The sequence below is a fragment of the Photobacterium sp. 270122K genome, from assembly GCF_059941365.1.
This window is the reverse complement of record NZ_JBPOEN010000001.1, coordinates 180321-206271: the sequence shown is the minus strand read 5'-3', so window position 1 is coordinate 206271 and position 25951 is coordinate 180321. Positions and strand designations below refer to the sequence as shown.

The 25951-nt window shown below is 50.1% G+C and carries 20 protein-coding genes; 9 read left to right on the top strand and 11 right to left on the bottom strand.

Annotation, left to right across the window (positions count from 1 at the left end; translation table 11 throughout):
* The first annotated feature begins 131 nt into the window (after window positions 1–131).
* The 4 genes from modA (at window position 132) to ACSF8W_RS00920 (ending at window position 3738) form a co-directional block, all read left to right on the top strand.
* Entirely contained in the window at window positions 132–899 is a 768-nt protein-coding gene (gene modA / locus ACSF8W_RS00935; RefSeq protein WP_500844267.1) for a molybdate ABC transporter substrate-binding protein, read from the top strand.
* On the top strand, window positions 899–1588 hold the full coding sequence (gene modB, locus ACSF8W_RS00930; protein ID WP_500844266.1) for a molybdate ABC transporter permease subunit: 690 nt from the start codon (window positions 899–901) through the stop codon (window positions 1586–1588). The genes modA and modB overlap by 1 nt, the downstream gene beginning before the upstream one ends.
* On the top strand, window positions 1585–2670 hold the full coding sequence (gene modC / locus ACSF8W_RS00925; RefSeq protein ID WP_500844265.1) for a molybdenum ABC transporter ATP-binding protein ModC: 1086 nt from the start codon (window positions 1585–1587) through the stop codon (window positions 2668–2670). The genes modB and modC overlap by 4 nt, the downstream gene beginning before the upstream one ends.
* A gap of 432 nt (window positions 2671–3102) precedes the next feature.
* On the top strand, window positions 3103–3738 hold the full coding sequence (locus ACSF8W_RS00920; RefSeq protein WP_500844264.1) for a CAP domain-containing protein: 636 nt from the start codon (window positions 3103–3105) through the stop codon (window positions 3736–3738).
* Window positions 3739–3878: 140 nt separating this feature from the next.
* On the opposite strand, the gene ACSF8W_RS00915 is transcribed toward ACSF8W_RS00920, so the two are convergent.
* The 5 genes from ACSF8W_RS00915 to malT form a co-directional block, all read right to left on the bottom strand.
* Complete coding sequence (locus ACSF8W_RS00915) at window positions 3879–5183, bottom strand: LssY C-terminal domain-containing protein (protein WP_500844262.1); 1305 nt, start codon at window positions 5181–5183, stop codon at window positions 3879–3881.
* A gap of 3 nt (window positions 5184–5186) precedes the next feature.
* A complete protein-coding gene (locus tag ACSF8W_RS00910; RefSeq protein ID WP_428478808.1) occupies window positions 5187–5918 on the bottom strand; it encodes a glycosyltransferase in 732 nt (243 codons plus the stop codon).
* Between the two features lie 254 nt (window positions 5919–6172).
* The gene (locus ACSF8W_RS00905) at window positions 6173–6454 is read right to left on the bottom strand and encodes a D-fructose-6-phosphate amidotransferase (RefSeq protein WP_428478807.1); all 282 of its coding nucleotides are present in this window, start codon (window positions 6452–6454) and stop codon (window positions 6173–6175) included.
* A gap of 286 nt (window positions 6455–6740) precedes the next feature.
* Window positions 6741–7421 carry a DUF4336 domain-containing protein gene (locus ACSF8W_RS00900; protein ID WP_500844260.1) on the bottom strand — a complete coding sequence of 227 codons (681 nt, stop codon included), beginning with the start codon at window positions 7419–7421 and terminating at the stop codon, window positions 6741–6743.
* A 35-nt stretch (window positions 7422–7456) separates the two neighbouring features.
* Window positions 7457–10165 carry an HTH-type transcriptional regulator MalT gene (gene malT, locus ACSF8W_RS00895; RefSeq protein WP_500844259.1) on the bottom strand — a complete coding sequence of 903 codons (2709 nt, stop codon included), beginning with the start codon at window positions 10163–10165 and terminating at the stop codon, window positions 7457–7459.
* Window positions 10166–10646: 481 nt separating this feature from the next.
* On the opposite strand from malT, the gene ACSF8W_RS00890 reads away from it, so the two are divergent.
* The 3 genes from ACSF8W_RS00890 to glgB all read left to right on the top strand — a co-directional run bounded on the left by ACSF8W_RS00890 (window position 10647) and on the right by glgB (window position 17578).
* Window positions 10647–13106 (top strand): glycogen/starch/alpha-glucan phosphorylase, encoded by a 2460-nt coding sequence (locus ACSF8W_RS00890; protein ID WP_500844258.1) that lies wholly within the window; start codon window positions 10647–10649, stop codon window positions 13104–13106.
* Between the two features lie 81 nt (window positions 13107–13187).
* The gene (gene malQ / locus ACSF8W_RS00885; protein ID WP_500844256.1) at window positions 13188–15371 is read left to right on the top strand and encodes a 4-alpha-glucanotransferase; all 2184 of its coding nucleotides are present in this window, start codon (window positions 13188–13190) and stop codon (window positions 15369–15371) included.
* 53 nt (window positions 15372–15424) lie between these two features.
* Window positions 15425–17578: a 1,4-alpha-glucan branching protein GlgB gene (gene glgB / locus ACSF8W_RS00880; protein ID WP_500844969.1), complete on the top strand. Its 2154-nt coding sequence runs from the start codon at window positions 15425–15427 to the stop codon at window positions 17576–17578.
* 136 nt (window positions 17579–17714) lie between these two features.
* On the opposite strand, the gene ACSF8W_RS00875 is transcribed toward glgB, so the two are convergent.
* Together ACSF8W_RS00875 and ACSF8W_RS00870 are read right to left on the bottom strand one after the other, a co-directional pair.
* Window positions 17715–18482: a hypothetical protein gene (locus tag ACSF8W_RS00875; RefSeq protein ID WP_500844255.1), complete on the bottom strand. Its 768-nt coding sequence runs from the start codon at window positions 18480–18482 to the stop codon at window positions 17715–17717.
* Between the two features lie 292 nt (window positions 18483–18774).
* A complete protein-coding gene (locus tag ACSF8W_RS00870) occupies window positions 18775–20421 on the bottom strand; it encodes a P-loop domain-containing protein (protein WP_500844254.1) in 1647 nt (548 codons plus the stop codon).
* Window positions 20422–20707: 286 nt separating this feature from the next.
* Between ACSF8W_RS00870 and ACSF8W_RS00865 the strand changes: the two genes are divergently transcribed.
* Window positions 20708–20944 carry a hypothetical protein gene (locus ACSF8W_RS00865; protein WP_500844967.1) on the top strand — a complete coding sequence of 79 codons (237 nt, stop codon included), beginning with the start codon at window positions 20708–20710 and terminating at the stop codon, window positions 20942–20944.
* 87 nt (window positions 20945–21031) lie between these two features.
* Here the strand turns inward: ACSF8W_RS00865 and ACSF8W_RS00860 are convergent, their stop codons facing one another.
* The 4 genes from ACSF8W_RS00860 to ACSF8W_RS00845 form a co-directional block, all read right to left on the bottom strand.
* Window positions 21032–22372 carry an ATP-binding protein gene (locus tag ACSF8W_RS00860; RefSeq protein ID WP_500844253.1) on the bottom strand — a complete coding sequence of 447 codons (1341 nt, stop codon included), beginning with the start codon at window positions 22370–22372 and terminating at the stop codon, window positions 21032–21034.
* Window positions 22362–23021, bottom strand: a complete 660-nt coding sequence (locus tag ACSF8W_RS00855; RefSeq protein WP_428478799.1) for a response regulator transcription factor — start codon at window positions 23019–23021, stop codon at window positions 22362–22364. Before ACSF8W_RS00855 ends, ACSF8W_RS00860 begins: the two co-directional genes overlap by 11 nt.
* Window positions 23018–23368: a PepSY domain-containing protein gene (locus ACSF8W_RS00850; RefSeq protein WP_500844252.1), complete on the bottom strand. Its 351-nt coding sequence runs from the start codon at window positions 23366–23368 to the stop codon at window positions 23018–23020. The genes ACSF8W_RS00855 and ACSF8W_RS00850 overlap by 4 nt, the downstream gene beginning before the upstream one ends.
* Before the next feature lie 200 nt (window positions 23369–23568).
* Window positions 23569–24471 carry a DNA ligase gene (locus ACSF8W_RS00845; protein WP_500844250.1) on the bottom strand — a complete coding sequence of 301 codons (903 nt, stop codon included), beginning with the start codon at window positions 24469–24471 and terminating at the stop codon, window positions 23569–23571.
* Window positions 24472–24748: 277 nt separating this feature from the next.
* On the opposite strand from ACSF8W_RS00845, the gene ACSF8W_RS00840 reads away from it, so the two are divergent.
* Window positions 24749–25810: a PTS sugar transporter subunit IIC gene (locus tag ACSF8W_RS00840; RefSeq protein ID WP_500844249.1), complete on the top strand. Its 1062-nt coding sequence runs from the start codon at window positions 24749–24751 to the stop codon at window positions 25808–25810.
* Window positions 25811–25951: the final 141 nt, after the last annotated feature.

Sequence of the window (25951 nt, the reverse complement as noted above, 5' to 3'; positions counted from 1 at the left end):
AGTGAGCGAACACCCTCGCGCAAGAAGTGCGATATGCGTGCATGCTGGACAGGTATAAGTAAGAGGTATTCCTCTGGTGCGATATATCCCTTAGTATATGTCGCTGTTTTTCCCTGGTAGGTAGTATAAAAATGAAGCGTTTAGGTCTTGGGTGCATGGCGCTGGGGTTAGCCGTCATGGCCAATGCCAGTTGGGCAATGGATAAGGTAACGGTGTTTGCCGCTTCCTCACTGACGAATGCGATGAATGACATCGCACAAGCCTACCAAACGAAAACGGGGCAGAAGCCGACACTCTCTTATGCCTCATCGGCGGCCTTAGCGCGTCAAATTGCGCAAGGTGCACCCGCAGATATTTATCTGTCTGCCAATGAAAAGTGGATGGATTACCTCGCACAGCAAGGTGTGATTGACAGCGATAGCCGTAAAACCTTGCTCGAAAATGCGTTGGTGCTGGTGGCACCGACGTCTTATCCCGTTGATCACATCACGTTGTCAGCGACATGGGACATCAAAAGCGCCTTGCAAGGCACCCGTTTAGCAACGGGGGATCCGCAACATGTACCTGCCGGCATTTACACCAAAGAAGCTTTCACATCATTAGGGTTGTGGCCGCAAGCATCGCCGTTGCTGGCACGCGCGAACAATGTGCGTGGGGCACTGCTCCTTGTTGAGCGCCAAGAAGCCTTGTTGGGCGTGGTGTACAAAACCGATGCGATGATTTCTAAAAAAGTGAAAGTGGTTAGTGACATCCCCGATAGTAGCCACAGTCCGATCGCGTATCCGGTGGCCATAGTGAAAGGCAAAGCCAATGCCTCCGTACAGGGATTTTATGACTATTTATTGTCTGATGAAGCTGCGACCATTTTTGCCCAATACGGCTTCGGAGAGCGCAAGTAGTGCTGACGGAGTATGAAATTCAAGCGTTACTGCTGAGCTTAAAAATCGCTAGCGTGGCGGTATTGGTCAGCTTGCCCTTTGGTATTGCCTGTGCGTGGGTGTTAGCCCGCCGTCAGTTTGTCGGTAAAGCGGTATTAGATGGTTTGATTCACTTGCCCTTGGTGCTCCCGCCCGTGGTGATCGGCTATTTGTTACTGGTGGTACTGGGTCGACAGGGTGTGGTGGGGCGTTTCTTGTATGACTGGTTCGGTTTAACGTTCAGTTTCAGTTGGCGCGGTGCCGTTGTGGCCGTGGCGGTCGTTTCTTTTCCGTTAATGGTGCGTTCTATCCGCTTGGCGCTGGAAGGCGTGGATCGCAAGCTCGAACAAGCTGCTCGCACATTGGGCGCCAGTCCATTGCGGGTGTTTTTGACCATTACCTTACCGTTGACCCTGCCAGGGGTATTAACGGGGGCGATTTTGGCGTTTGCCCGTGCGTTAGGCGAGTTTGGTGCGACCATCACGTTTGTGTCGAACATTCCCGGTGAAACCCAGACCATTCCGCTGGCGATGTATTCCTTTATTGAAACGCCGGGAGCGGAAGATCAAGCGGCTCGATTGTGTGTGATTGCCATTGTGATCGCATTGGCATCGTTGATTGTATCTGAGTGGTTAACCCGCATTGCACGTCGCCGGTTGGAGATCCAATGATCCGTATTCACGTTAAACAGACACTCGGTGAGCTGAAGATGGACGTTGATCTGTCTTTGCCGATGCAGGGGATCACGGCGATTTTCGGGCGTTCTGGTGCAGGGAAAACCTCGCTGATCAATGTCATCAGCGGGTTGTCTAAGCCGGATGAAGGGCATATCGCACTGGGTGATCATGTGCTCTTTGATCAGGCTAACGGGGTCAATCAACCGCCGGAAAAGCGCAAGATTGGTTACGTGTTCCAAGATGCGCGGCTTTTTCCTCACTACACGGTAGAGGGAAACCTGCGTTATGGCTGTCGCCACCCTGATCCTGCGCACTTTGCGTCGGTCACAGCTTTACTGGGCATTGCACCGTTGCTGAAACGGTATCCCGCGTCGTTATCAGGCGGTGAAAAGCAGCGGGTGGCGATTGGTCGTGCGTTGTTGTCGAACCCTGAAATGTTGCTCATGGATGAACCCTTAGCCTCATTGGACTTGCCGCGCAAGCAAGAGCTGATGCCTTACCTTGAAAAGCTGGCAAAAGAAGTCAATATTCCGATCATCTATGTCACCCACAGCTTGGATGAGATTTTACGTTTGGCGGATCACATGGTCATGCTGAATCAGGGGCGGGTCGTGGTGTCAGGCCACATTAACAGTGTGTGGGGATCGCCGGAAATGCGCCCGTGGCTGCCTGTGAAAGAGCAAAGCTCATTATTGAGTGCTCGTGTGAATTTGCGTCATCCGCGGTATGCGTTAACGCAGGTTATGCTGAATCACGATTCTTATTTGTGGGTGAATCAGCTGCAACGGCCACGCGGGGAGTGGGTACGCGTGCGTATTTACTCTAATGATGTGTCGATCACCAAAGTACGTCCCGCACAAACCAGTATCCGTAACGTGCTGGCTGCGAAAATCGATAAAATTCATCCGGTTGATCAGAAGGAGAGGGTAGAAGTGCGATTGCGGGTCGGGGAAACCCAACTGTGGGCCAACATTACGCTGTGGGCGGCAGAAGAATTGAATTTACAGATCGGTGATGCCGTGTTTGCACAGATTAAAGGGGTCAGTGTGACTCAAGATGATTTGGCAGCAAGGTAAAAAGCCAAAACACAAAAAATAAAAACAAACAGGAAAATACCGCATCATGCGGTATTTTTTTGTGGTCAACATTGTCGTTTATATTTTATGACAAGCATAAAACGCGGCGGGTTATTAATATTGCATGAAATTGCCGCTGGGACGATCTACAAAGTGAAATAAAATCACACGCCAAATTGCCTTAGTAATTAAACCCCAATAACCAGTTATCAAGGCGGTAGCTTTTTATATTGGCTCACCATTCTTATTATTTTAAATCAATGAATTATAATCAAGTCTGTCAGTTGAGCTGAACGATGCCTTGTCAGTATTATGTAAAATAGCGCGGTTTTTAACCATTTCGTATTGAATCGTTAAGCACTGAGTCAGTATAGTGTGCCCCGTGAAATCGGAACTGATACATTTATTAATAACGCGACTGCTAGGTATATTATGAAAGTTTTCCCATTAGTATTATTGTCTGCCGCATTACTTTCTGGCTGTGGTGGCTCAGGCGGTTCAGACGGCGCTTCGACGAACACCGGTAGCAATGTCAATACAGGTTCAGGCTCTAACAATAATACCGGGACGACACCGGGTGGCAGTACGGATACAGGCAACACCGGCGGGTCAGTAACACCAGCCCCTGTCGGTCCTACCGATGAAACGGATTTTGCAGAGCAAATGCTGAATGCGGTTAACCAAGCGCGTGCTAAGCAACAAAATTGCGGTGGTCAGATGATGCCAGCCGTGCCTGCGTTGACGTGGGATTACGATTTGCAGGAAGCGGCGTACCGTCATTCCAGTGATATGGCGAACGGCGGTTTCATGAGCCACACAGGGTCGGACAATTCAAGCCCTGATCAGCGTATTGCGGATACCGGTTATTCAGCCAATGCATGGGCAGAGAACGTGGCCGCAGGGCAGAAGAGCATTTCAGCCGTGATGGCGGCATGGATGGCAAGTCCAGGTCACTGCACCAATATCATGAATGCCAATGTCACTCAGATGGGGGCGGCCATGGTGGAAAACGTGGATACCCAATATGATCAATATTGGACACAAGTGTTTGCACGACCACGCGGCTAGAGCGCGTGACGAATAGATGGGCATGATGCCTGCTCAATATTCGCAAACAGCAAGATTGAACAGATAAAAAACAGAGGCGGCCCAGTTAAGGCCGCCTTTTTTCGTGTGTGGACTGTGCGGGTTTTCATTACGGTGGATGATTATTGGGGATGAGTAATGATCGCCACTCGGCCATCGGTGAAATAGTGGCGAGATTTCGAAAAGGCTTCAATGTCGCCTAACGGGGCATACTCGGTGTGCCAACCCTGTTGCTGCGCGTTGTACATCAGGGTATCGCGTTCTACATCGGTGTCGGGGTCAATGGCATGCAGAAGCGTGATTAATCCTTTGTAATGCGCCAGTTTCACGTTGTCATCATAGCTGATTGCGGCTAACCAAATAGCTTGTTGTGTACCGGCTTCTTGACCGGCGTACCACCAACGGATGTGACGGCGTTTGAGTAAATCCCCTTTAACCTGATAAGCCAGCCACTGAGGTTGTTGATTCCAATATAAGTCAGACACCGGTGGGGTGGTTTGCGTGATCAAGCCAATGTATTGGCGTAGTGTGAGTTGGTCATTGGAAAACGTTTTATTCTCAATCCAGCCCAGTTTTTTCATGAGCGCATCCGGATGTGAACCGATATAAACCACATTGATGGGCTGAGCCTGATAGACCGGGGCTAAGCCGGGAAAGACCTTGTAGTTCAAACTCTCTAATGTGAGGGGTGAATCATCATGTTGCGCAGACGGTGCCATGCGCGCTTGAGCTGATGAAATCCATGTCATGTCATACGCTTGGCTGTGAAAAAAGTGGTAGTAGTTCGCACCGGTTAAGGCGATTAACCAACACAGCACCATGGTGCCCCACTTTTTCCATTGGTAGCGACGATACAACGCATAGCAAGATCCCGTCGCAACGAGGATGGCAACCAGCAACAGGCTATGCTCTTGTAGGGCAATGATGACACTGTCCCAACTTGGCAGTAATGCAATGCTTTGTGCAATGCTTTGTGCAAGGCCGTAACCCAGCAAGACAAATTGTCCGACACCGAGCAACAGGCCAACGAGTGAATACAGGGTGAACGTGCGCCATGCCATGGCATAGCTGCCGGCCAAAAAGGGCATAATCCACGCGATAGGCCCGAGCAGTCTGGCGGCAGCAACTACCAGAGGCCCGCGTTTCTTCAATAACAGTCGTGTCTTGGCGATAGGGCGGCGGGTTTTGTGAATATGACGGCCTAGCCAACGTCGGCCTTGTGCGCCAAAGCGGCGGCCAATCCAAAAGCTCAGTTGATCACCCAGTAAGCCCCCGAGTAATACCGCCACGACACCGTAAATAAGCCCACTGCTGAGCAGGTAGCCTGCGCCGATCAAGAATGGCTCGCCGGGCACAAATATATTGGGTCCAATTAAGGCATCAAGAAAGCTCCCGCCAAAGAACCACCACCAGTCTAGATCGTGCATGGGTTAGTTTACATCCTTGTAATGGCCAAACTTGTATTCCATTTCGTTGTTGCGCATTTCCCCTTTGAAGAAACGGCGTACGTTGGCTTTCAGATAGGTCATGCCCATTTTCATAAAGCCTTCTTGTTCTAGGCGACGAGGATCAAACCAGAAGCTGACCGGGATCATACGCCAACGCCACGTTTTCGCGGCGCGTTTGGCGTAGTCGCAGTCTTCACACAAGACGATACTTTCATCAAAACCGCCGATGTCTTCATGGACGCGGCGGGTTGAAAACAGACAAGCCCCGACGGCGGTTGGGAAGAAGAAGGCAGTCAGGAATAGGCCGGTGTTGAAGGCGGCATAGCCTAAGCGATAACCCATTGATAGGTTTTCTGCCCCCATGTACGCCCCGGCAACATCGAGTTTACGTTGGTCGAGTTCATATAAGGCATTAGTGAGGAATGTTGGGGCTAAGCGTACGTCGGCATCTAAAAACAGCAGGCGTTCATGCTGGGCTAAACGAGCGCCGGTATTGCGGCCTAAGCTGGCGCCGCGTTGTTGCATGTTATGGACGGTCAGTGCGGGCAGGGCATGTTCAAACCCTTGGGCGACTAAACAGGTATTGTCGTCACTGTTTGAGTCCACCACGATGACTTCAAAGTTGCGGTGGCTTTGTTTGCTGAGGTCATCAAGTAATCGGCCAATGCGTTTTTCTTCATTCAGGGTAATGATCACAATGCTGATGGGGGTCATGGTAGGCTCCAAATCTGTTCGCTATGGGGAAAGAGTCAATAGAGAACAGTCTGCATGACAATCATTGAATTTTTACTGAGGAAATAATTCATTTTCCGTTCAGAAAGGCTCAGATTAAAACGTTAGATAAAAGCCTCAGATAAAAACGTTAGAGATAAAAGCGCACCAGACAAAAAAGCCACCGCTTTCTTCTAAAGGAAAGGGTGGCTGCGAAGCGTGAAGCATGTGTGCCTCAGCGAGGGGCTGACACAAGATTAATGCGTTTGGCTAAACTTTTTGGCCGCGGCGAGTTGGAAGTCTTCGATATCGTGGATCCACTGCGGGCGACTGATGAATCGGGCCAGCAGCACGGAAGGTACCATGAAGAAGAACAGCGGCAACGCTTCTTGTAAGAACGTATTGGCGGCAACATCTTGACCTGCGAGATAATTTAATACCGCGAGTACGCTGAAGATGATCCCGAGCATGACCATAACGGATGAAATAATTAACCCCAGTCCTAGTACGTCTCTCAAATAACATTTTGATGCAGTCATATCCATAACCTCAAAAAAAGTAGCTTTATACCCAAGCAACCCCAATACCGTTCATCTGGGTCGCTATCACAGCCTTGGCTGTTGAGACGATAGCGCTGAGATACATTGGCCGCAAAGTGAGCTTGGGTATACCTCGCAATCGGTGATTGCGATGATTAAATATACGCCGACTGTGAGGTCTGGTAGTGATACTTATCACACTTGATGATTGTGAATCAGCAAATTAGCCAAATCTTGATTTAGGGCAAAAAATAACCAACGTGACGTGTGTGCGCGTGTTGACGTGTTACTCAAAGGCCCATTTAAAGGCATCGTAAAAGACTTCTTTGCCATTGTGTGTGATGTTCTGACCGTGAGAAAGAATGATACGGTCAAATGGCCAAGTGAGGATCTCTTGCAGGGATTGGCGCAGGCGGGTTTTGTCATGAAAGGTACGTCGCCAGTAATAAGGCAGCGCGGGGGAAAAGTAGCAACCGTTGGCGATTCCTAACCCAAGCGTGAGCAAGTTCGGTGTGGGGCGTAGCCAAGAAAGTGTATCACCGACGATCAAGGTGTTGGCGTGCGGATCACAGAAGATCACTTCTTCCATACAGTCACTGCCACGCAGTAATGTTTGATAAAGTTGGTACTGCCACAAGGCGGGCGTGGTGGCGCTCAGGGCGTCGTCGAAGATCAGATCGGTGCGTTTTTGTTCTAAACCGGGCGGCGCGAAAAAATAGGCTTGCGGGTAGGCTAACCACCATTCAGACAAGAACAGATGGTGACCCATGTTGGGGGTGACAATGGCTTGTATTGCGCCTAATTGGCTTAATGCCAGTTGCAATTGGGTAGTGAGCTGAATGGGAGAGTGGATAAGTAACTGGTCGTTATCCAGACGGATAATGGTCATTCTGGCACCGACAGGAATGCCGTTCAATTTGAACGGCATGTCCACGTACCACAGCCTATCTTTGCTCCATTCTATCATCGGTCATCCTTAACCTAAGAAGGCGCTTCTGGTGATCAGAAGCCCATTAATTTTAGAAGATTTTCTGCTGTTTCTATCGCTTGCTGACGGTTTGCGATGTTGAGCTTTTGGTACAAGTTACGGATGTGCGTCTTGATGGTGGTAGAGGCCACATCCAACTCGGCAGCAATCTGCTCGTTACTGTATCCGGTGTAAATCAGTCCCAGTACTTGCCATTCACGCTGGGTCAGGGGACTGGTGCGGATCAACTCCGGAATGTCCGGCAGGTTAAGCAGTTTTTCGACAAAGTTTTCATCAAAATGCACAGAGCGATTACGTTCCTTGCTGGTCATTTCACGCAGCAAATGACGGGCGCGGTGCAGTTCTAACTCATTTAACGCTTTAATGTCGACTAACTCTTGCAGTAAATCACAGATCACCGCGCCGTCACACAAGAATAACCCCACCATGCCGGTGCTGTTTGTGAGTTCCAACGCAGTTTTGATCTGATGCAGTGCTTGTGGACGATTGTCTTGCTGTTTGCTGAGCACCGCTTGCAGAACAAGGTTGCGGTTCTTATCGGTGATCAGTTGGTGCTTGTCACAGCTTTCATCCAGCATGGCAAAAATGTCGTCGGCACGCGTCAGATCACCGACCTGAATGCAGGCGCGGGCAATATTACGCCACTGCAATTGCTGGAAGTGGTTACAGGCCGCTTCCGGTTGTTCGGCGTGATCGAGCCAGTGCTGAATACGGTCGTTATCCCCGCTTTGTTGCCAGTACAGCAGGTTGGCAAGGTCGGTATTGGCACGCCAATCGATGTGGTATACCGAGCGTTCCATCATCCCATTACATTTGTCGAGATAACGGGCGGCTTTGTCTTGCTCACCGCGGGTGATAGCGATGCGCGCCAGCATAGAGTAGGCATGCAGCAGTTTGGTTTCATCATATGGGGCAAGCACATCCAAACTTTTCTGGGCGGCTTCTTCGGCTTCATCTAAGCGGTTCCAGCACCACAAAATCTGTGCGCGTAAACGCAACAAGAACTCGTGTAATGGCACTTGTTGTAAGTGCTGTTCTTTAACCAGTTTGAACGCTTGTTCGAGCAATTCATACGCATTTTGTACGTAACCTTGCGCGAGTAAAATTTCACTTTGTTGCAGCAGCGCCCATAACGCTTGGTGGTACACGTGGTACTGGCGCGCCATTTTTTCGGTTTGCTGCATCATAGGCAGGGCACGGCTTAGGTTCCCCAAACAGTGGTGCACTTCACCGACCACAGAGGTGGCGACAATCCGGCTACGGTAGGTGGTTGAGGGCAGTTGACCAAGGGCTTGCTCTGAGAGGATCAGTGCATCTTCCGGGTTGTTCTGGTTAATCGCCACTTGCGCGCGCAGCGCGTTAAATTCCCCTTGCAGCGCATCGTTCAGCACAATGTTGTGCTTGGCCAGCGCGGCTTCGGTTTCGGTGATCATGTCACCGACATCGTTGTAACGGTGCTGACTCTGTGCCAACCACATGCGCAACAGGCTCAGGCGTGGATGGGCATACAAACGTTCGTTGTCGATATTGGCAATGGCAGTTTGCAGCAGGGTGATTTCACCATGGTGATACATGTCCCAACCGTAGTCGGACAGAATATCAATCACCAGCGGTTCATTGTCACACTTTTGTGCATGTAACAGCGCTTGCTGAGGGGATTGCTGTTTCAGCCAGGCTTTGGCCGCCAGCGTGTGCAGCTCTGTACGGTGCTGGGGCATTTGCGAATAACGCTGGTGGCGTAAGAATTCAGCAAACAGATTATGGAAGCGGTACCAGTTGTTATCGCCTTCCAACGTGTTCAGGAACAGGCCAAAACGGTTCAGTGATTCCAACATCGCCAAGGCATCGCTGCGGCCGGTGAGATCCGTCACCAACTGAGCGTTGAAAATATCCAGTACTGAGCACTGCAACAAGAAATGGCGGGTATCGCTGTCGAGCAAATCAAACACTTCTTCCGCCAGATAGTCCCACAAGTGTCCACGGTTAAAGCTGGCCATGGATTCGGCAGAGGCGACCAAGGTATCCGGTTTTTGTTGGGCGTGCAGGGCGATCAATTGTAGGGCTGAAGGCCACCCTTCCACTTGGGAATGCAGGGTTTTTAAGACACTGACTTCCACTTGGTCGGCAATGCGCTTATGGAAAAAACGTTCCGTTTCTTCTTCGTCAAACGCAAGCAGGCCGTTGTCGACTTCAATCAGCAAATCACGGATGCGTAAATTCGCGGTGCCTAACGGTGGCAGAGTACGGCTGGTGACCACCAAGGTTAGGTTGTCAGGCATGTTTTTCAGGAAAAAACGCAACCCATCGTGAATATCATCGTTGTTGATGAGGTGGTAATCGTCCAGAACCAAATAGGTTTGTTCGTGGTAATCGCTCAGTTCACCGAAAAGCTCACTGAACAGGGTCGACAAACACGCAAACTGGCGTCGCTCCGCCATGGCCTGTGTTTTCAGGCAGGCGTTATGTGTGGCTTTGTTGATAGATTGCAACAAGTAATTGGCAAAACGGAATGTGTCGTTGTCATTCTCGTCAATGTTGAACCAACCGGTATGCGAATGCTCACTGAGCCATTGTGCTGCCATGGTGGTTTTACCGTAACCCGCTGGAGAGCGGAATAAGACAAGACGGTAAAACGGAGCAGGCTCAAGTGTTTCTAGCAGTCTAGGGCGCAGAATCGCATTATGCAGGCGCGCTGGACGAGTTAATTTAGAGGGTATCCACATAGTCTTGCATCTTCTAAGAAGGTTTCATATCCATTGATGCTCTCTCGATAATCATCGGCGCGTGAGACGTGCCGTGAAGAGCATGTTATGCCGTGTTGTCATACATCCTCAATGAGATGGACCACACGGTATTGCATTTGCCCTATAACTTTACCGTTGAAAAATTCTGACGCAGCAAATCTTACTCTCTCAGCCTTCAATTTATGACTGCAGTCACATATCTTCGATTTATTTGACGAAATTATTCTCTTGGTTGCACATGGGTCTATATGTTTCTTATGTGAGTTCAGTTGCATTGAATCGAGCAGGGGATTGATTCTCCACCCGATTTATTTGCAGCGGGTCACATATTGGGCGGGGCGGAAGGAACTACGCCCCTCTCACTCATCCCTCATCCTCCTGTGGTCAGGAGGATGTTTCAGCGGCGAAAGACAGGCAACATTGTCAGCAGTTGGAAATAATTCTAGAGCGAGATTGAACCATGACTAAGAATGGTCAGACACAACAATTCGATAAAGCGGCTTTCAAAGCGGCAGTAGAAAAACACCTCACAACCACGTACGCCAGCACATTAGCCACCGCGACACCGCGTAGCTGGTACCTTGCCATGGGGCGAGCACTAGCAGAAATCACCACGGGCAATCTACTGGATACAGAAAAAGCACTGTCGGAAGAAAAAGCACGCAGTGTGAACTACCTATCATTGGAATTCTTGATTGGCCGTCTAACGGGCAACAACTTGATCAGCATGGGCATGTACGAAGATGTCGCACATGCCATGGAAGAAATGGGGCTGAACTTAACCGATCTGCTTGAAGAAGAACGCGATCCTGCATTGGGTAACGGTGGCCTTGGCCGTTTGGCGGCGTGTTTCATGGACTCGCTAGCAGCACAAGAGTACCCAGCTGTGGGTTACGGCCTGCATTATGAATATGGCCTGTTCCGTCAGTCATTCTCTGACGGTCGCCAAGAAGAAGCGCCGGATGCATGGCGCGGTGTAGAAGGCTACCCATGGGAAGTCCTTCGTCCTGAACTGACGCAACACGTTAACTTGTATGGTCATGTTGAAGCGTACACCGATGAAAACGGCACTGAATGCCGCCGTTGGGTACCGGCAATGACCGTAGAAGGTATTGCATGGGATCTACCGATTGTGGGTTACGGCAATAAGAGTGTTTACCCGCTACGCCTTTGGGAATGTCGTTCAACGGCGCCATTCAACTTGGCACGCTTCAATGACGGTGACTACGTGGGTGCACAGTACTCAGCACTAGAAGCCGGTAACGTGACCAAAGTGTTGTACCCGAATGATAACCACGACCAAGGTAAAGCGCTGCGTTTGATGCAGCAATACTTCCATTGTGCGTGTTCAGTGGCCGATATTCTGCGTCGTCACCATGCGGCCGGTAACACCATTGAAGAATTGGCGCAGCTGGAAACCATTCAGTTGAACGATACCCATCCAACCATCGCCATCCCTGAATTGATGCGCATTTTGTTGGATGAATACAAGCTAGGCTGGGATGCCGCATGGAAGATTGCGTCTAACACCTTCGCTTACACCAACCACACCTTGTTGCCAGAAGCATTGGAAACGTGGAGTGAGTCGCTAATCCAAGCCATGCTGCCACGTCACATGGAAATCATTTTTGAAATCAACCACCGCTTCATGCAAGTGGTTGAAGCGAAATGGCCGGGTAACTCAAACATTAAACGCAAACTGTCTATCATTCAGGAAGGCCCGCAGCGCATGGTGCGCATGGCAAACCTGTGTGTGGTGAGCACGTATGCGGTGAACGGTGTGGCAGCACTGCACTCTGAGTTGGTTCAGCGTGACTTGTTCCCTGAATTTAACGAGTTGTTCCCAGGCCGTTTGACCAACGTAACGAACGGTGTCACGCCACGTCGTTGGATCAAATACTGTAACCCGGGTCTATCTGCGCTAATTAGCGAGAAAGTGGGTGATGATTGGCCTGCGCATTTGGAAAAGATTGCAGATCTTGCACCGTTTGCGACGGATGCTGATTTCCAACAGCGTTACATGGCCGTGAAGAAAGAGAACAAGCAGCGTTTGGCTAATTGGGTACAAGACAACATGGGTATCGAGCTGGATACCAATGCGATCTTTGATATTCAAATCAAACGTCTTCACGAGTACAAGCGTCAGCACTTGAACCTGCTGCACATCCTGTCGCTGTACCACCGCTTGTTGAACGACCCAACGTTTGATATGCACCCACGTGTGTTCTTCTTCGGTGCGAAAGCGGCGCCGGGTTACGCACTGGCTAAAGACATTATCTTCGCCATCAACAAAGTGGCTGAGAAAGTGAACAATGACCCACGTTTGGGCGGCAAGTTGAAAGTGGTATTCGTACCGGATTACCGTGTAAGCCTGGCTGAAATCTTGTTCCCTGCTGCGGATGTGTCTGAGCAAATCTCGACTGCCGGTAAAGAAGCATCCGGTACCGGTAACATGAAGTTCGCCATGAACGGGGCATTGACCATCGGTACGATGGACGGCGCGAACGTAGAAATGCGTGAAGAGTTGGGCGACGAGAATATCTTTATCTTCGGCCTATTGGTTGATGAAGTACAACAACTGAAACAAGAGGGCTACGACCCTTACCGCTATTACCATGCGGATAGCGTACTGCGTGCAGCGCTAGATTTGTTGGATACGGATGAGTTCACACCGGGTCGTCCTGGCCAGCTTTCTGCGATTCGTGAGAATCTGCTTGATGGCGGTGACCCATACCTTGTTCTGGCTGACTTTGCCGATTACGTGAAAACACATGAGAAGATCGACGCTGAATACCGCGATCAGAAAACATGGGCACGTAAAGCGATTCTAAATACAGCCTTGATGAGCAAGTTCAGCTCAGACCGTAGTATTCGCGATTACGCTAACAACATCTGGAAGCTTGATCCAGTAACCCGTTAATTGCCGCTGTAATTAACCATAAAAAGCTATCCACACAACCCTAACATCGTAGCGGCCGCAAGGCCGCTCACGGAGATAACGATGAAAGATGATCAAGTACTAAAACAAGTGGCTGAGATGGTGGGCATTGCTGATCATTACGTCAGTGCTTGGGGTGATGAAGCCAGCGTAGACAGCGAAACCATTCGTCGTCTTTTGACGGCTTTGGGCTACGACACAAAAAATGATGAAGCGTTGCTAGAATCAGCACAGAAGCGTTTACGTCCTGATGTGATGGCACCGGTGAAGGTGATCCGCAGTAACGAACCGATGCACATTGAAATGCATCTTGGCCTGAGCGCACGTGTCAGTGATTTCAACTGGCGCCTAATCACCGAGCAAGGTGAGGTGCTGGAAGGCTGGTTACAATCACAGCTTGTGTCCGATGCTCGCGAAACCGGTGGCACCCTTGTATTTGCTCTGCCAAATGATCTGGCATGGGGTTATCACAAACTAGAAGTGTACCGTAAGCGTCGTAAATCCCCGTTTGAAATGACGTTGATTGTCACACCACCGTCTTGTTATAAGCAAGATGCGTTGCTTGAAAATAAGAAACTGTGGGGCACCAGCGTTCAGCTTTATTCTATCCGCACCAACCATAACTGGGGCATCGGTGACTTCGGTGATCTGAAGCAGCTGGTGGCTGATGTGGCGGCGCGTGGTGGTGATTTTGTCGGGCTAAACCCGATCCACTCTTTATTCCCAGCGAACCCTGAAGGGGCGAGTCCATACAGCCCATCTTCACGTCGTTGGTTGAACCTGATGTACATCGATGTGAGCTCAGTAACGGAGTTTGCACAGTGTGATGCCGCGCAGCAGTTAGTGGGCAGCCCTGAATTCCAGCAGCGTTTAAATGACGCGCGTGATGCGAATTGGGTGAATTATAGCGAAGTGTCTTGCTTGAAAATGGCGGTATTGCCGCTGTTGTTTGAAACCTTCTCTGAGCGTCACTTGGCGAACAATACTGAACGTGCAAAAGCGTTCTTGCAGTTTGTCGAAGAGGGCGGTGAAAGCTTGTTACATCAAGCGGCATTTGATGCCCTGCATGCACAGCTGAAACAAGACGATGAGGCAACGTGGGGTTGGCCGGTATTCCCAGAGCAGTACCGTCACTTTGATAACGTTGCGGTTCAAGAATACATTAAGAACAACATGCAGCAAGTGCAGCTTTACATGTACTTGCAGTGGCTGGCTGATACGCAGTTGGCAGAAGTGAACGAACTGGCACAAGAGAAAGGCATGGCAATGGGGCTGTACCGTGACCTTGCTGTGGGTGTGTGTGATTCTGGCTCTGAAACATGGGCGGATCATGGCGCGCTTTGCCAAGATGTCAGCGTGGGTGCGCCGCCTGATATTTTGGGGCCTCTGGGTCAAAACTGGGGCTTGCCACCGCTTAACCCTGAAGTGCTGAAAGAACGAGCGTATGAACCGTACGTCCAGTTGTTGCGTGCCAATATGCGCAGCTGTGGCGCACTGCGTATCGACCACGTGTTAGGTCTGTTACGTCTATGGTGGATTCCAAAGGGTGACTCGGCGAAGAACGGGGCGTACATGTACTACCCAGTCGAAGACATGATGGCGATTTTGGCGCTGGAAAGTCACCGTCACCAGTGTACGGTGATCGGGGAAGATTTGGGAACGGTACCGGATGAGATTGTCGAAAAATTGTCGACAGCGGGTATCCATTCCTACAAAGTATTCTTCTTCGAAACCGCCGAAGACGGTGGTTTTTATTCGCCGAAGCACTATGCAGACCAGTCTATGGCGGCATTGTGTACGCATGATATGCCAACGCTACGTGGCTTCTGGCACTGTGATGATTTGAAGTTGGGTGAAGAACTTGGCCTGTATCCAAACAAGGAACAGTTGCAGTCATTGTTTGATAGCCGCGCGGAAAGTAAGCAAAAAATCCTTGATAGTTTGTCATGGCATGGTTATCTTCCTGAAGGTATAGGGCATGATGCTGCATATGTCCCTATGGACAGAAAGTTGAGTGAGGCGATGCAATTACACATGGCAGCAAGCTCAAGTGCCTTACTCAGCCTGCAACTTGAAGACTGGCTAGAAATGGATATGCCGGTCAACATTCCGGGCACTGTGGATGAATACCCTAACTGGCGACGTAAGCTGTCGACCACCTTAGATGACATCTTCACCCGCGAAAATATTGTTGATTTAACTCGTGGATTAACCGAAACGCGAGAGAAAGCAGCACAAAAATCGTAATCAGGAGTAATGCGTTGGACACACTAACCGTGACCCGCAGTGATAAGGAATACATGCAGCTCGAAAGGGCTGCATTTTCAGACCCATTCTCGTTTTTAGGGCCTCAATTTCAGTCGAACGGCATTGCACTGCGTGTGTATATGCCGGGCGCTGACAGCATTGACGCAGTTACTGAATCCGGTGAGCGCTTTACGCTAAGCCGAGAAGCCGACAGTGGCTTCGTGCTTGAAGGGGAAATGGACTTAACCGCGTCGCTGTATCAACTTGTTGTAAGCTGGCCGCAAGGCGAAGAAACCTTCTACGACCCATACCAGTTTCATCATCTTATTCATTCTGCGGATGCATTGGTGACACCGTCACAAATGTACAATGAGATGGGTGCCCAACTCATCACACTAAACCGCGATGGTCAGCCTGTCTCTGGCGTCCGCTTTTTGGTGTTTGCACCGCATGCGTCTGCCGTGAGTGTGGTGGGGCATTTCAATGCGTGGGATGGTCGTCGTCATTCGATGCAGCGTTTGGATGACGGGGTATGGGGACTGTTTGTGCCTGAGCTTGAAGAAGGCACCCTGTATAAATTCGAACTGAAAGATGCCGCCGGCAATGGCTTACCGCACAAAGCGGATCCGTGGGGCTACCACAGTGAGCAGTACCCGTCTTTTGCCTCTAAAGTGTATAACCCTGCTACATACCAGTGGCAAGATAACGCATGGCAGACGCGTCCGGTCACGCCGAAACACCAGCAAGCCTTGTCGTTTTATGAGTTGCATGCTGGCTCATGGCGTACGCACCCGAACGGTGACTTGTACACCTACCGTGAATTGGCCGATGCCTTGATCCCTTACTTGAGCGAGATGGGTTACACCCATGTTGAACTGATGCCGATTGCCGAGCATCCGTTTTATGGCTCGTGGGGTTATCAACCGATAGGGTTGTTTGCACCGAGCAGTCGTTATGGCTCGCCGGATGATTTCAAATACTTTGTTGACCAGTGTCACCAAGCTAATATTGGCGTGATTTTGGATTGGGTGCCTGCCCATTTCCCATCAGATGATCACGGCTTGGCGAACTTCGATGGTACGGCATTGTTTAATGATCCTGACCCTCGTCGTGGTTGGCATCAGGACTGGAAGAGCTACATCTACGATTATGGCCGCGATCACGTGCGCCGTTTCTTGGTGTCGAATGCGCTGTTCTGGTTTGAGCATTACCACATTGATGGCCTGCGTGTGGATGCCGTGGCATCGATGTTGTACTTGGATTATTCCCGCGAGCATGATCAATGGCTACCGAACCACGAAGGTGGCAACGTTAACTTTGATGCCGTGAGTTTGTTACGTTGGGTGAATGAAGAAATTTATCATCATTACCCGAATGCAATGACCATTGCGGAAGAATCCACCGCGTTCCCTGGTGTGACGAAACCGACCGACATGGGCGGGCTCGGCTTTGGCTTTAAATGGAACATGGGCTGGATGCATGACAGCTTGTCGTACTTTAAAGAAGAGTCTGTCCACCGTAAATATCACCATGACACCATCACGTTCCCGATGGTTTACGCTTTCAGCGAAAACTATGTCTTATCACTCTCACACGATGAAGTGGTGTACGGCAAAGGGTCGATGCTGAACAAAATGCCGGGTGATGAGTGGCAGAAAACCGCGAACTTGCGTGCTTACATGGGCTACATGTACGGCCAGCCAGGTAAGAAACTGAACTTCATGGGCGCCGAAATTGCACAAAGTGCAGAGTGGGCGCATGAAGGGGAGTTGGAATGGCATTGGTTGCAGTACCCGCGTCACAGTGGTATGCAGGCATTGGTGAAAGACTTGAACCATTTGTACACCGCAGAGCCTGCGTTGTATGAGCAAGATTGCGATCCGGCGGGCTTTGAGTGGCGTGTACAAAATGATGCCGATAACAGTATTTTGGCGCATGAACGCTTTGCGTTGAACGGGGACAAAGTGCTGGTAGTCTCGAACTTCACGCCTGTGCCGCGTCAAGGGTATCAGTTGGGTGTACCGGTTGCTGGTGACTATGAGTTGGTACTGAATACCGATGACAGTCAGTACTGGGGCAGTCAGGCCGATGTACAGACTGTGCTGAAAACCGAAAAGGTCGTCAGTCACGGTTTGAAGCAGTCGATCAGTTTGGATCTACCGCCACTATCGACCGTGTTCTACCGCTTTACACCCGCGAAGAAATAACAGCACTGCTATTTACGGGTAAGTAAAACATAATAGGCTGAATGCATCGCGCGTTCAGCCTTTTTTTCGATTCCGCGTTTGTCTCGGTTTGTCCTGTTGCTGTTTTATATCTGTCGTGTGACGGTTTAAATGCTGCCTAAAAATGAAAGACCACGCCAGCCAGAAAGCCTTGCGACGCAGTATCATAAGCGAAATTGTCTGCGTTATCGTAATCAACCCAGGTAGACTTATACGCGATATTTAATGCGGACCAAGTGTTCATTCGGTAATTGAATCCTGTTAATAATGAACTGGTGAAGTCCGTGTCTTTGCCTAAGCCGATATCGAGACTGGCATGGAAACGCCAATTTTTGTTGATCTGATTGATCCAACGAACGCCAACCACATAGTCGACCCAATTTTCATCGAGCGATTTGCTTATGTCGATAACGCCCCCGCTGGTAAACAGTTTGGCGTCGATGTCATTGTCCCACCAACGTATCCCCGCCATATAGTCGATAGAACCAAAGTGATAGTGGTCACGCTTAAACCCTTTGGCTTCTAATACGCCTTGTCGGATTTTTACGTCTCCGTTGAGTAGATTGAAATCGGTATCGAACACGGCATCCGTATCGCCACTGAGATCCATGAAGCTATAGTCGAGGTAGTAGCCCCATTGATTTTGGTAGATGCCTTCTAAGCGTAACATCGCCCCCATGTCGAGATGATCCATGATAAAAGCGGGATCGATGTCTATGTCGGTTGAAATGTTCCCAATCGTACTGTCCCCCCGAATATTCAGTGCAAGCGCATAAACTTCTAAACTGTGCTGCCATTGCGGTGCATGTTGCGAGGGGGGAGTTTTTGCGTGAGCGCTAACACTGCCCAATAACAGGCTTGCGAGTAAAGAAGTCCATTTAATCATGAATGATGCCCTCAATATGTATGCCAACTCAACCCAGTATTGAGTGTAGAGCATAGGTCATTGATTCTTCAAACACATGGACGAATAAGGGGGAGCGGTGTTGCTAGCGGGAACGGAGGGCGTTTTTTTGGGGAGGGGAATAACCATGCTGATGGTAGGTCTAAACCGCAAACGCTAAATAGGAAAAAAGCCCTAAAAAGGGCTTTTCGTTTTAAGCGCACATTGTTGCGAATGAGCCACTGAGGGGATTATTCATACTCGACACGATTTATGCCGCTTATTCAGCTTTTGCTTATTCAAATTCGGCGCTGCGCATACGGTTCAGTACTGCCATCACTTCAATGACACGCGGTTTAGCCAGATCGCCATATTGTGGCATCGAGCGGAACCAGTGTTCATTTAGCATCTGGTTGAAGACTTTTGTTGGGGCTTTTTCCCAACCTTTGCCTTGCGCCACTTGGAACCACAACCAACCAATGGTGTGCAGCTGACTTGCATCCGTTACCTGCTCCAATGCTTGCAGGTTGATGTAGTCACGTGCGAAACGCATGTAAGTTTTATCACGCACTTGAATGCGGAATTTGCCTTCTTCAAGCTGTGTTTTCAGGCCAGTACGGTTCAGTTTACGGGTACGCGGACGGCTAATAACCGTTGTCCCTTCTGGCTGACGACGTGTTGGATGCGAAGCAACAACTTCTTTCGCTTTTTCTGTTACGTCAATGGCTTGGTAGTTTTGCATTTGGATCACGGTATCTGCAACATCCAGATAGTCACCCGAACCGCCCATCACCAATAGGACAGAAATATCCAGCTGATCACGCAGCAGGGCGATACGGTCAACCAACGGGGTGATAGGCTCGTCTGCTTTTGCGATCAGAGATTGCATGCGCTCGTCACGCACCATGAAGTTTGATGCAGAGGTATCTTCATCAATCAGCAATGATTGCGCACCGGCTTCAAGTGACTCTTGCAGCCAAGCGGCTTGTGAGGTTGAGCCTGACGCATTTTGCGTCGAGAACATGGTGGTGTCTTTGCCCATCGGCAAGTTGCTGATGTACGGTGACAGGTCAACGTTATGTACGCAACGGCCGTCTTCAGCACGGATTTTTGATGCCGTTTCGTCAGTCACGATGTACTCGCGGCCGTCACCCGGAATGTGGTCATACACGGCATTTTCAATGGCATTAAGCAGCGTTGATTTACCGTGGAAGCCACCACCCACAATCATGGTAATGCCTTTCGGGATACCCATACCACGGAGGGTGCCACGGTGAGGGGCGTCTAGCTCAATCGCCAAACTGTCAGGGCTGGTGAATGGAATGGCATCAGCCATTGGCAACTCACTGTCACCTGATAGACGTGGCAGGATGCTACCATCGGCCACAAACGCCATTAGGCCTTTTTCTGCCAACTGACGACGCAGTGCAACCTGATCTTCGACGGTTTCACAGTGACGCTTTAGTTCTTCCATCGGCAATTCACGTGCAATCGTGGCACGACGGATGATTTTGGGCATGGTGAATGTGAGTAGATTCGAGGTTTTCTTTGCGATGATGGTGCGGCCATCAGACGGCAAATTCACACGAAAGCGTAGCTCTAGCGCATCGTCATCAAAGACAACAGCGGTACGATCGATCACAGCTTGACCCGGACGATCAATCTGCAGTTCGTTAATGTGTTGAGCAAGATCCGCAAAGTGACGGGCGATAAAATCGCGAGCCGCACGTTGGTAGTCAGCTGATTGATCTTTTAGCCACTCAAGATCGGTCAACGACCATTTACGGCGAGCACGTACGCGTGAAGCCGGCGCAGCAGGGTCTGTTTGCGTGATATCAATGAAAAAATCGAAGTCAACGAAATGGTATTCACCGCGCAACATGGAGTAGCTACGGTAATTGTGACGGTCAATTTTATGTAATTTTGATTCGAGTAATTGCATTTCGCCTCGATACCTTCGTTAGAAATTCCGGGGGCGGGATTCTACACTAAACCGCCTGCTCAAGGATATAAACTTTGCGGTTTATCCCGCTATTTCATTGGAATCATTCAATTCAGGGCGCGTTTTCCATCCGTTTGGTATGACGCCTGCAGGTTGTTGTCAGATTTCCTACCAATGTCTAATGGCGGTCGGCCATTCAAGGCCGTAAATTAGACCCATAGCCAACCGGTACATCGGTTTGAATGACAGGGTTGAGTGTAGTCGACACGAGAGGGAAATTGTCATGATGCAGAACACCATGAATATTGCAGAATACCTGTTTCTATTGGGCGGCCTTAGTATGATCATGATGGGGATTGCACAGTATGGCCGTCGCACCCAAGATTGGGGTGGTGTGGTCAGAATGTTTTATCGCCGTATTGATATGACCGTGGCGGAGTACAAATGGTATCGACTCGGCGTGAGCTGCGTGGTGGTCGCGGTGATTGTACGGGTGGTGAATTTTACAGTTTGGCCGGTATAACGGTAGGTTGCTGCCCAGCAGGTGCTGGGCAGGTAAACATGAAACGGGAAACCGAGAAGAACCTCTCAGATCACTGGCGTGGTAGGGTTATTGCCGCGGTTTAGGTAACTGTAACTCAGCTTTGACGCCGCCTAAGGCGCTTCGGCTTAATATCAGTTTACCGCGATAGCTGTGCGCCAGCTCGTTAACAATGTTCAACCCTAATCCGGTGCCGGGTGTGGTCTCGTCGAGGCGTACTCCCCGTTTCAGCACGTTTTCATAATCATCATCCGCGATGCCGGGGCCGTCATCTTCCACGGTGATACACAGTGTCTGCGCATCCACATCGTGCTGATGCACGCGGATCAGCCCGTGCGCCCATTTATAGCCATTTTCAATCACGTTACCGATGAGTTCATCGAGGTCACGTTTTTCTACCGCCACCATCAAATCACTGTCGAGTTCATTTACCAGCACCACGCCTCGGTGGGCATACACTTTATCCATGGCCATTGAAATGGCATCCACACGTGATGATGGTGCGGTTTTCGCGGCCAGTATGTTAGCGGCCCCAGCCATACGCGCGCGGCCTAAATGGTAGTCAATATGTTGTTGTAATTGCTGCAACGTCGGGCTGAGTTTGCGTCTGTCATCCATTGACAGATTGGCCACTTCATTATTGAGTACCGCAATCGGGGTTTTCAGAGCGTGTGATAAATTACCTGCATGATGACGGGCCCGTTCGAGTAGCTCCTGATAATGGAATAACAACGCATTCAGATCGTCAACCACCGGACGAATTTCGGCCGGATAGGTGCCAGTTAGCTCTGACAGTTCGCCATCACGGACTTGCTTTAACTTGTTTCGCAGGCCTTTTAGCGGCAACAGTGACCAGGTGATCTGTATCCAGATCAGCAATAGGGTACCGCCCGCCAGCAACGCGAGGATCAGCCACAGGCTGTGGGTCAGCTTTTGCAGCGTTTCCAATAAGCGATCTTGGTTCGCGGCAATGACGAGCTTTATCGGCTCATCGGCTTCGGGTAAGCGGAATTGACGCTCCACGACCAGCAAAGATTGCTTGTTGGGTCCGCGATACCCTTTTTTGGCGTTGCCTGTGATACGGGTATCCCACAATGAACGCGAGCGCAATTGCGTTTCGTGGTTGGTCATTGTCCAGTACAGACCGCTATAGGGCTGCTGAAAACGCGGGTTAGATAACGCACTGGGTGTGAGTAATTTGCCACTGCTGTTGACTTCTGTCAGGGCGGTCAGCTCATCCAAATACAGGTAGAGTTGCTGTTGTTCTTGTTCCACCAAATAACTTTTGATGAAAGACGGCACGAGGTAGCCAGCCGAGAGGGTAGTGCCTAAAAGCCAAACAGCCGCGGCAAGAAGCAAGCGGCTGCGAAGGCTGGGCAAGGTAGGACGCTGTGGTGCGTTAATTGCCATTGATGCGGTATCCCAACCCTCGGACGGTTTGAATCACATCGCTGCCGATTTTGCGGCGAATGCGGCCAATGAACACTTCAATGGTGTTGGAGTCTCGGTCAAAATCTTGCTTGTAGATGTGTTCAACCAGTTCAGTGCGAGAGATCACTTTGCCGATGTTATGCATCATGTACGACAGCACTTTAAATTCGAGCGCGGTGAGATCCACGTTGTCGCCTTGGTAGGAAACCTTAGAGCTGCGAGTATCTAAGCTTAGGCCGCTGGCTTGGATCACCGGTGACGTATTGCCGGTTGAACGACGGACTTGCGCGCGCAGGCGAGCCATCAACTCCACCATTTGAAACGGTTTAGTGAGGTAATCATCGGCGCCTGCATTCAGTCCCTCAACCCGTTGGGTCAGTTCACTGCGCGCGCTGAGGATAATGACAGGGCATGTGACATTTTCATCACGGATCCCTTTTAACACGGTCAATCCATCCAGCTTCGGCAGGCCGAGATCCAATATGATCGCATCCCAAGGTTCAGACGTGCCACGATACAGGGCATCGATGCCATCGCAAGACAGTTCTGCCACCCATCCATTATTTTCCAGACCGGCGACAATTTGTTCACCCAATACGATTTCGTCTTCTACGACAAGTACTTTCATTGCGATACCTTGATGATATTTTCTAGCCCACGGCCTTTAATTTCGAGAATGGTCAGGGTTTTAGCTTCATATTCAACGCGAACGATATTGTTATTAGGATCAATGAGTTTGAGCTCGTAAATCCAAATATCATCATCTTCTTCCAATTCGACTTTAATGATCCGTCCGTGGAGCTGTTTGCTGACAACTGCTTGGAGGGCGGAGTAGGGCTGAATGAGCCCCTGCTGGACGGCCTGCATAACGTCGTCATGATCTTCCTCTATCTCCAGTTTCACATTGGCAAAAGCGTGCGGGAGAAAACAAAAGATCATTAAAAATGTGGTAATAAAAACGTTTCTTATCTTCATACTGTTAAGTCTAACGCTACGAATGTGAACGAGAAATGAATAACGGAACAATGCTGTCTAAGTGCATAAAATAGCACCATACCGAGTGGTCGATTACCCCGATGGAATAATGAAGTTTACGTGGGAAATGACACCACGGGAAAGGTGAGAAAGCATATTTGGTTTCAAGGTCACAGATCCCGTGTGGCGTCGAGGCGAATTTACTGATCCGGACTCGCGCGTGGGCGAATATAGCGGGCAAAGCGGGGGATCCCTCGTTGGGTATAACCATTAAAGCGGTACTGAATCATGCTGCCAATAACGGGAGGGTGTTCGCGATCATGATCCCGAAACCCACTGCCAATTTTAAAACGGACATTGTCAGAGGTGACAACCCAGACGGATCCCATTACGCCAGCATATTTTCCTTTACCGGGTTCATAGCCGGTGACCATCGCCTCATCATCTTGATAGGACTTTATTTTCAGAACGCCGGCACTGCGGCCATGGTAATAAGGGTTCTCTTTGTGGTGCAGCATGATGCCTTCACCGCCATTGCGTTCAATGGTCGCTAACCATTGATGCAACGCCGCGTTGTGGCTCAGGGTGCGTTGGTCAATCACCTGTACGATGGTCGGATCCATCTGTTGAGCGAGTTGTAACAGTGTGGCATGGCGTTGCGTGAACGATCCGGTGGACGCGGGTGCATCAAACAGCATGAATTTGACCTTACGCCACTGTTCCTCATTCGGTTGTTTATCGAGCACGATTTGGCTGAGGTGCTGAAATTGCCCACGCCCAATCCAGAGTTCTCCTTCAATGGCTTTATCGTTTGGGAGGGAGGCGGTAAACCATGCAGGTGCATAGAGTGACTTGCCTTGCCGGGTGAGCAGGGCGCTACCGGTCCAGATCGCACGGATCCCGTCGAGTTTCTCACTCGCATAATAGTGGGCAATGTCGGCATGATTGTCTGCTTGCCAGTCAGTCATGTTAACGGACGTGGCTTTCATTACAGGCGTTGGCAATGACACGTTATCCGCATGGCTGGCAAAAGGGCTGAGCGTCCAACCGATGGTCGCGGCGATCAGTGAGAGACGGGAAGCGGACAATAAAGGGGGATGCATGGTGGTTCCTCGGTCACGATAAGTCGAGCCACACTACGGGAAAAAAAGGCGATGAGTAAACGCACGATAATGCTGCGGGTGGTGTGAATGTGATGATTTCACCGCGTATGTTGCAAGGGCGTGCTGGCTGACAGTTTGATTGTGTGAATGTACGCGATGTTTATATCTATGAGGTATAAACGCCCAAGTGAAAAAATCGTGTCATCACACTTTGAAAAAAACGTGACGAATAGGATAAAATCCTTCCCGCCTATTCACTGAATGAAAAGCGTAGTTAATGCAGTCACAACACTTATCAGGGACAGAATCTCGTTTTGTCGCGTTCGTTAAACGAAAAAATGTCACGTTATCGCCTCGGGTATATTTTATCCACGCCATGAGTTATATGGCGTTGGGGCTTTTTTCCTCATTGCTGATGGGTTCCATATTGAACACCTTAGGCATGAAGTTTGGGATCCCACTTTTTACTGACACGCTGTGGCCGTTAGCGAAGCAAATGACAGGGCCGGCCATTGGTGTGGCTGTGGCGTATGCATTACAAGCCCCCGCACTGGTGATGTTTTCGGTGACGACCGTGGGGGCGGCGGGGGCAGCGTTAGGAGGGCCGGTTGGCGCGTTTGTGGCAGCATTGATTGCGACGGAGTGCGGTAAGCTGGTGGCCAATGAAACCAAGGTCGATATCTTGGTAACACCAGCCGTGACGGTGATTATCGGTGTCGCCGTGGGCACGTTCATCGGGCCGTACATCGGCAATGCGATGACCTCGCTTGGGGGTGTGATTATGTATGCGACCCAGCTGCATCCATTTTGGATGGGCATGGTCGTTGCAGTATTAATGGGCATGGCGTTAACTTTGCCGATCAGCAGTGCGGCGATTGCCATTATGCTCAGTCTGAATGGTTTGGCTGCCGGTGCCGCAACAGTGGGCTGTTGTGTGCAAATGGTGGGCTTTGCCGTCATGAGTTTTCGTGAAAACCGCTGGGCAGGGTTGGTGGCGCAAGGGCTGGGTACGTCCATGCTACAAATGCCAAACATCCTTAAAAATCGCAAAATCTGGTTACCGACAATCATCACATCGGCCATTTTAGGGCCAGTGTCAACGGTTGTGTTTGCGATGGAAAACACCCCACTAGGGGCGGGTATGGGGACGTCAGGGCTTGTCGGACAAATTCAAACCTTTGTCGCGTTGGATGCGGCGGGTTGGTCAACATCGTCCATGTATACTGCTATGTTGATGATGCATTTTGTACTGCCAGCGTTGTTGACACTTTTCTTTGCCGAAATGATGCGTAAAGCCGGTTGGATCAAGCCGGGAGATCTCGTGCTGAATTTACATTAAGCCGATGTTCTTCGGATGTCAGTAATGTGACAAGTTAGGCAACGGGTTCTACTGTTTACGCAGCAAATTTGATATAACACTGACTTCGCTTGTTTTCGTTCCTTTTTGGGCATGAGTGGATTAAGGAAGGATCTATCCTTA

Coding starts and splice junctions, on each gene's coding strand:
- ACSF8W_RS00915 (WP_500844262.1), bottom strand. CDS start 5,183: ATGCACGATCTAGACTGGTGGTGGTTCTTTGGCGGGAGCTTTCTTGAT.
- ACSF8W_RS00920 (WP_500844264.1), top strand. CDS start 3,103: ATGAAAGTTTTCCCATTAGTATTATTGTCTGCCGCATTACTTTCTGGC.
- modA (WP_500844267.1), top strand. CDS start 132: ATGAAGCGTTTAGGTCTTGGGTGCATGGCGCTGGGGTTAGCCGTCATG.
- ACSF8W_RS00865 (WP_500844967.1), top strand. CDS start 20,708: ATGCAGAACACCATGAATATTGCAGAATACCTGTTTCTATTGGGCGGC.
- malQ (WP_500844256.1), top strand. CDS start 13,188: ATGAAAGATGATCAAGTACTAAAACAAGTGGCTGAGATGGTGGGCATT.
- ACSF8W_RS00855 (WP_428478799.1), bottom strand. CDS start 23,021: ATGAAAGTACTTGTCGTAGAAGACGAAATCGTATTGGGTGAACAAATT.
- modC (WP_500844265.1), top strand. CDS start 1,585: ATGATCCGTATTCACGTTAAACAGACACTCGGTGAGCTGAAGATGGAC.
- ACSF8W_RS00890 (WP_500844258.1), top strand. CDS start 10,647: ATGACTAAGAATGGTCAGACACAACAATTCGATAAAGCGGCTTTCAAA.
- ACSF8W_RS00910 (WP_428478808.1), bottom strand. CDS start 5,918: ATGACCCCCATCAGCATTGTGATCATTACCCTGAATGAAGAAAAACGC.
- ACSF8W_RS00845 (WP_500844250.1), bottom strand. CDS start 24,471: ATGCATCCCCCTTTATTGTCCGCTTCCCGTCTCTCACTGATCGCCGCG.
- ACSF8W_RS00840 (WP_500844249.1), top strand. CDS start 24,749: ATGCAGTCACAACACTTATCAGGGACAGAATCTCGTTTTGTCGCGTTC.
- malT (WP_500844259.1), bottom strand. CDS start 10,165: ATGTGGATACCCTCTAAATTAACTCGTCCAGCGCGCCTGCATAATGCG.
- ACSF8W_RS00875 (WP_500844255.1), bottom strand. CDS start 18,482: ATGATTAAATGGACTTCTTTACTCGCAAGCCTGTTATTGGGCAGTGTT.
- ACSF8W_RS00850 (WP_500844252.1), bottom strand. CDS start 23,368: ATGAAGATAAGAAACGTTTTTATTACCACATTTTTAATGATCTTTTGT.
- ACSF8W_RS00905 (WP_428478807.1), bottom strand. CDS start 6,454: ATGACTGCATCAAAATGTTATTTGAGAGACGTACTAGGACTGGGGTTA.
- glgB (WP_500844969.1), top strand. CDS start 15,425: ATGCAGCTCGAAAGGGCTGCATTTTCAGACCCATTCTCGTTTTTAGGG.
- ACSF8W_RS00870 (WP_500844254.1), bottom strand. CDS start 20,421: ATGCAATTACTCGAATCAAAATTACATAAAATTGACCGTCACAATTAC.
- ACSF8W_RS00900 (WP_500844260.1), bottom strand. CDS start 7,421: ATGATAGAATGGAGCAAAGATAGGCTGTGGTACGTGGACATGCCGTTC.
- ACSF8W_RS00860 (WP_500844253.1), bottom strand. CDS start 22,372: ATGGCAATTAACGCACCACAGCGTCCTACCTTGCCCAGCCTTCGCAGC.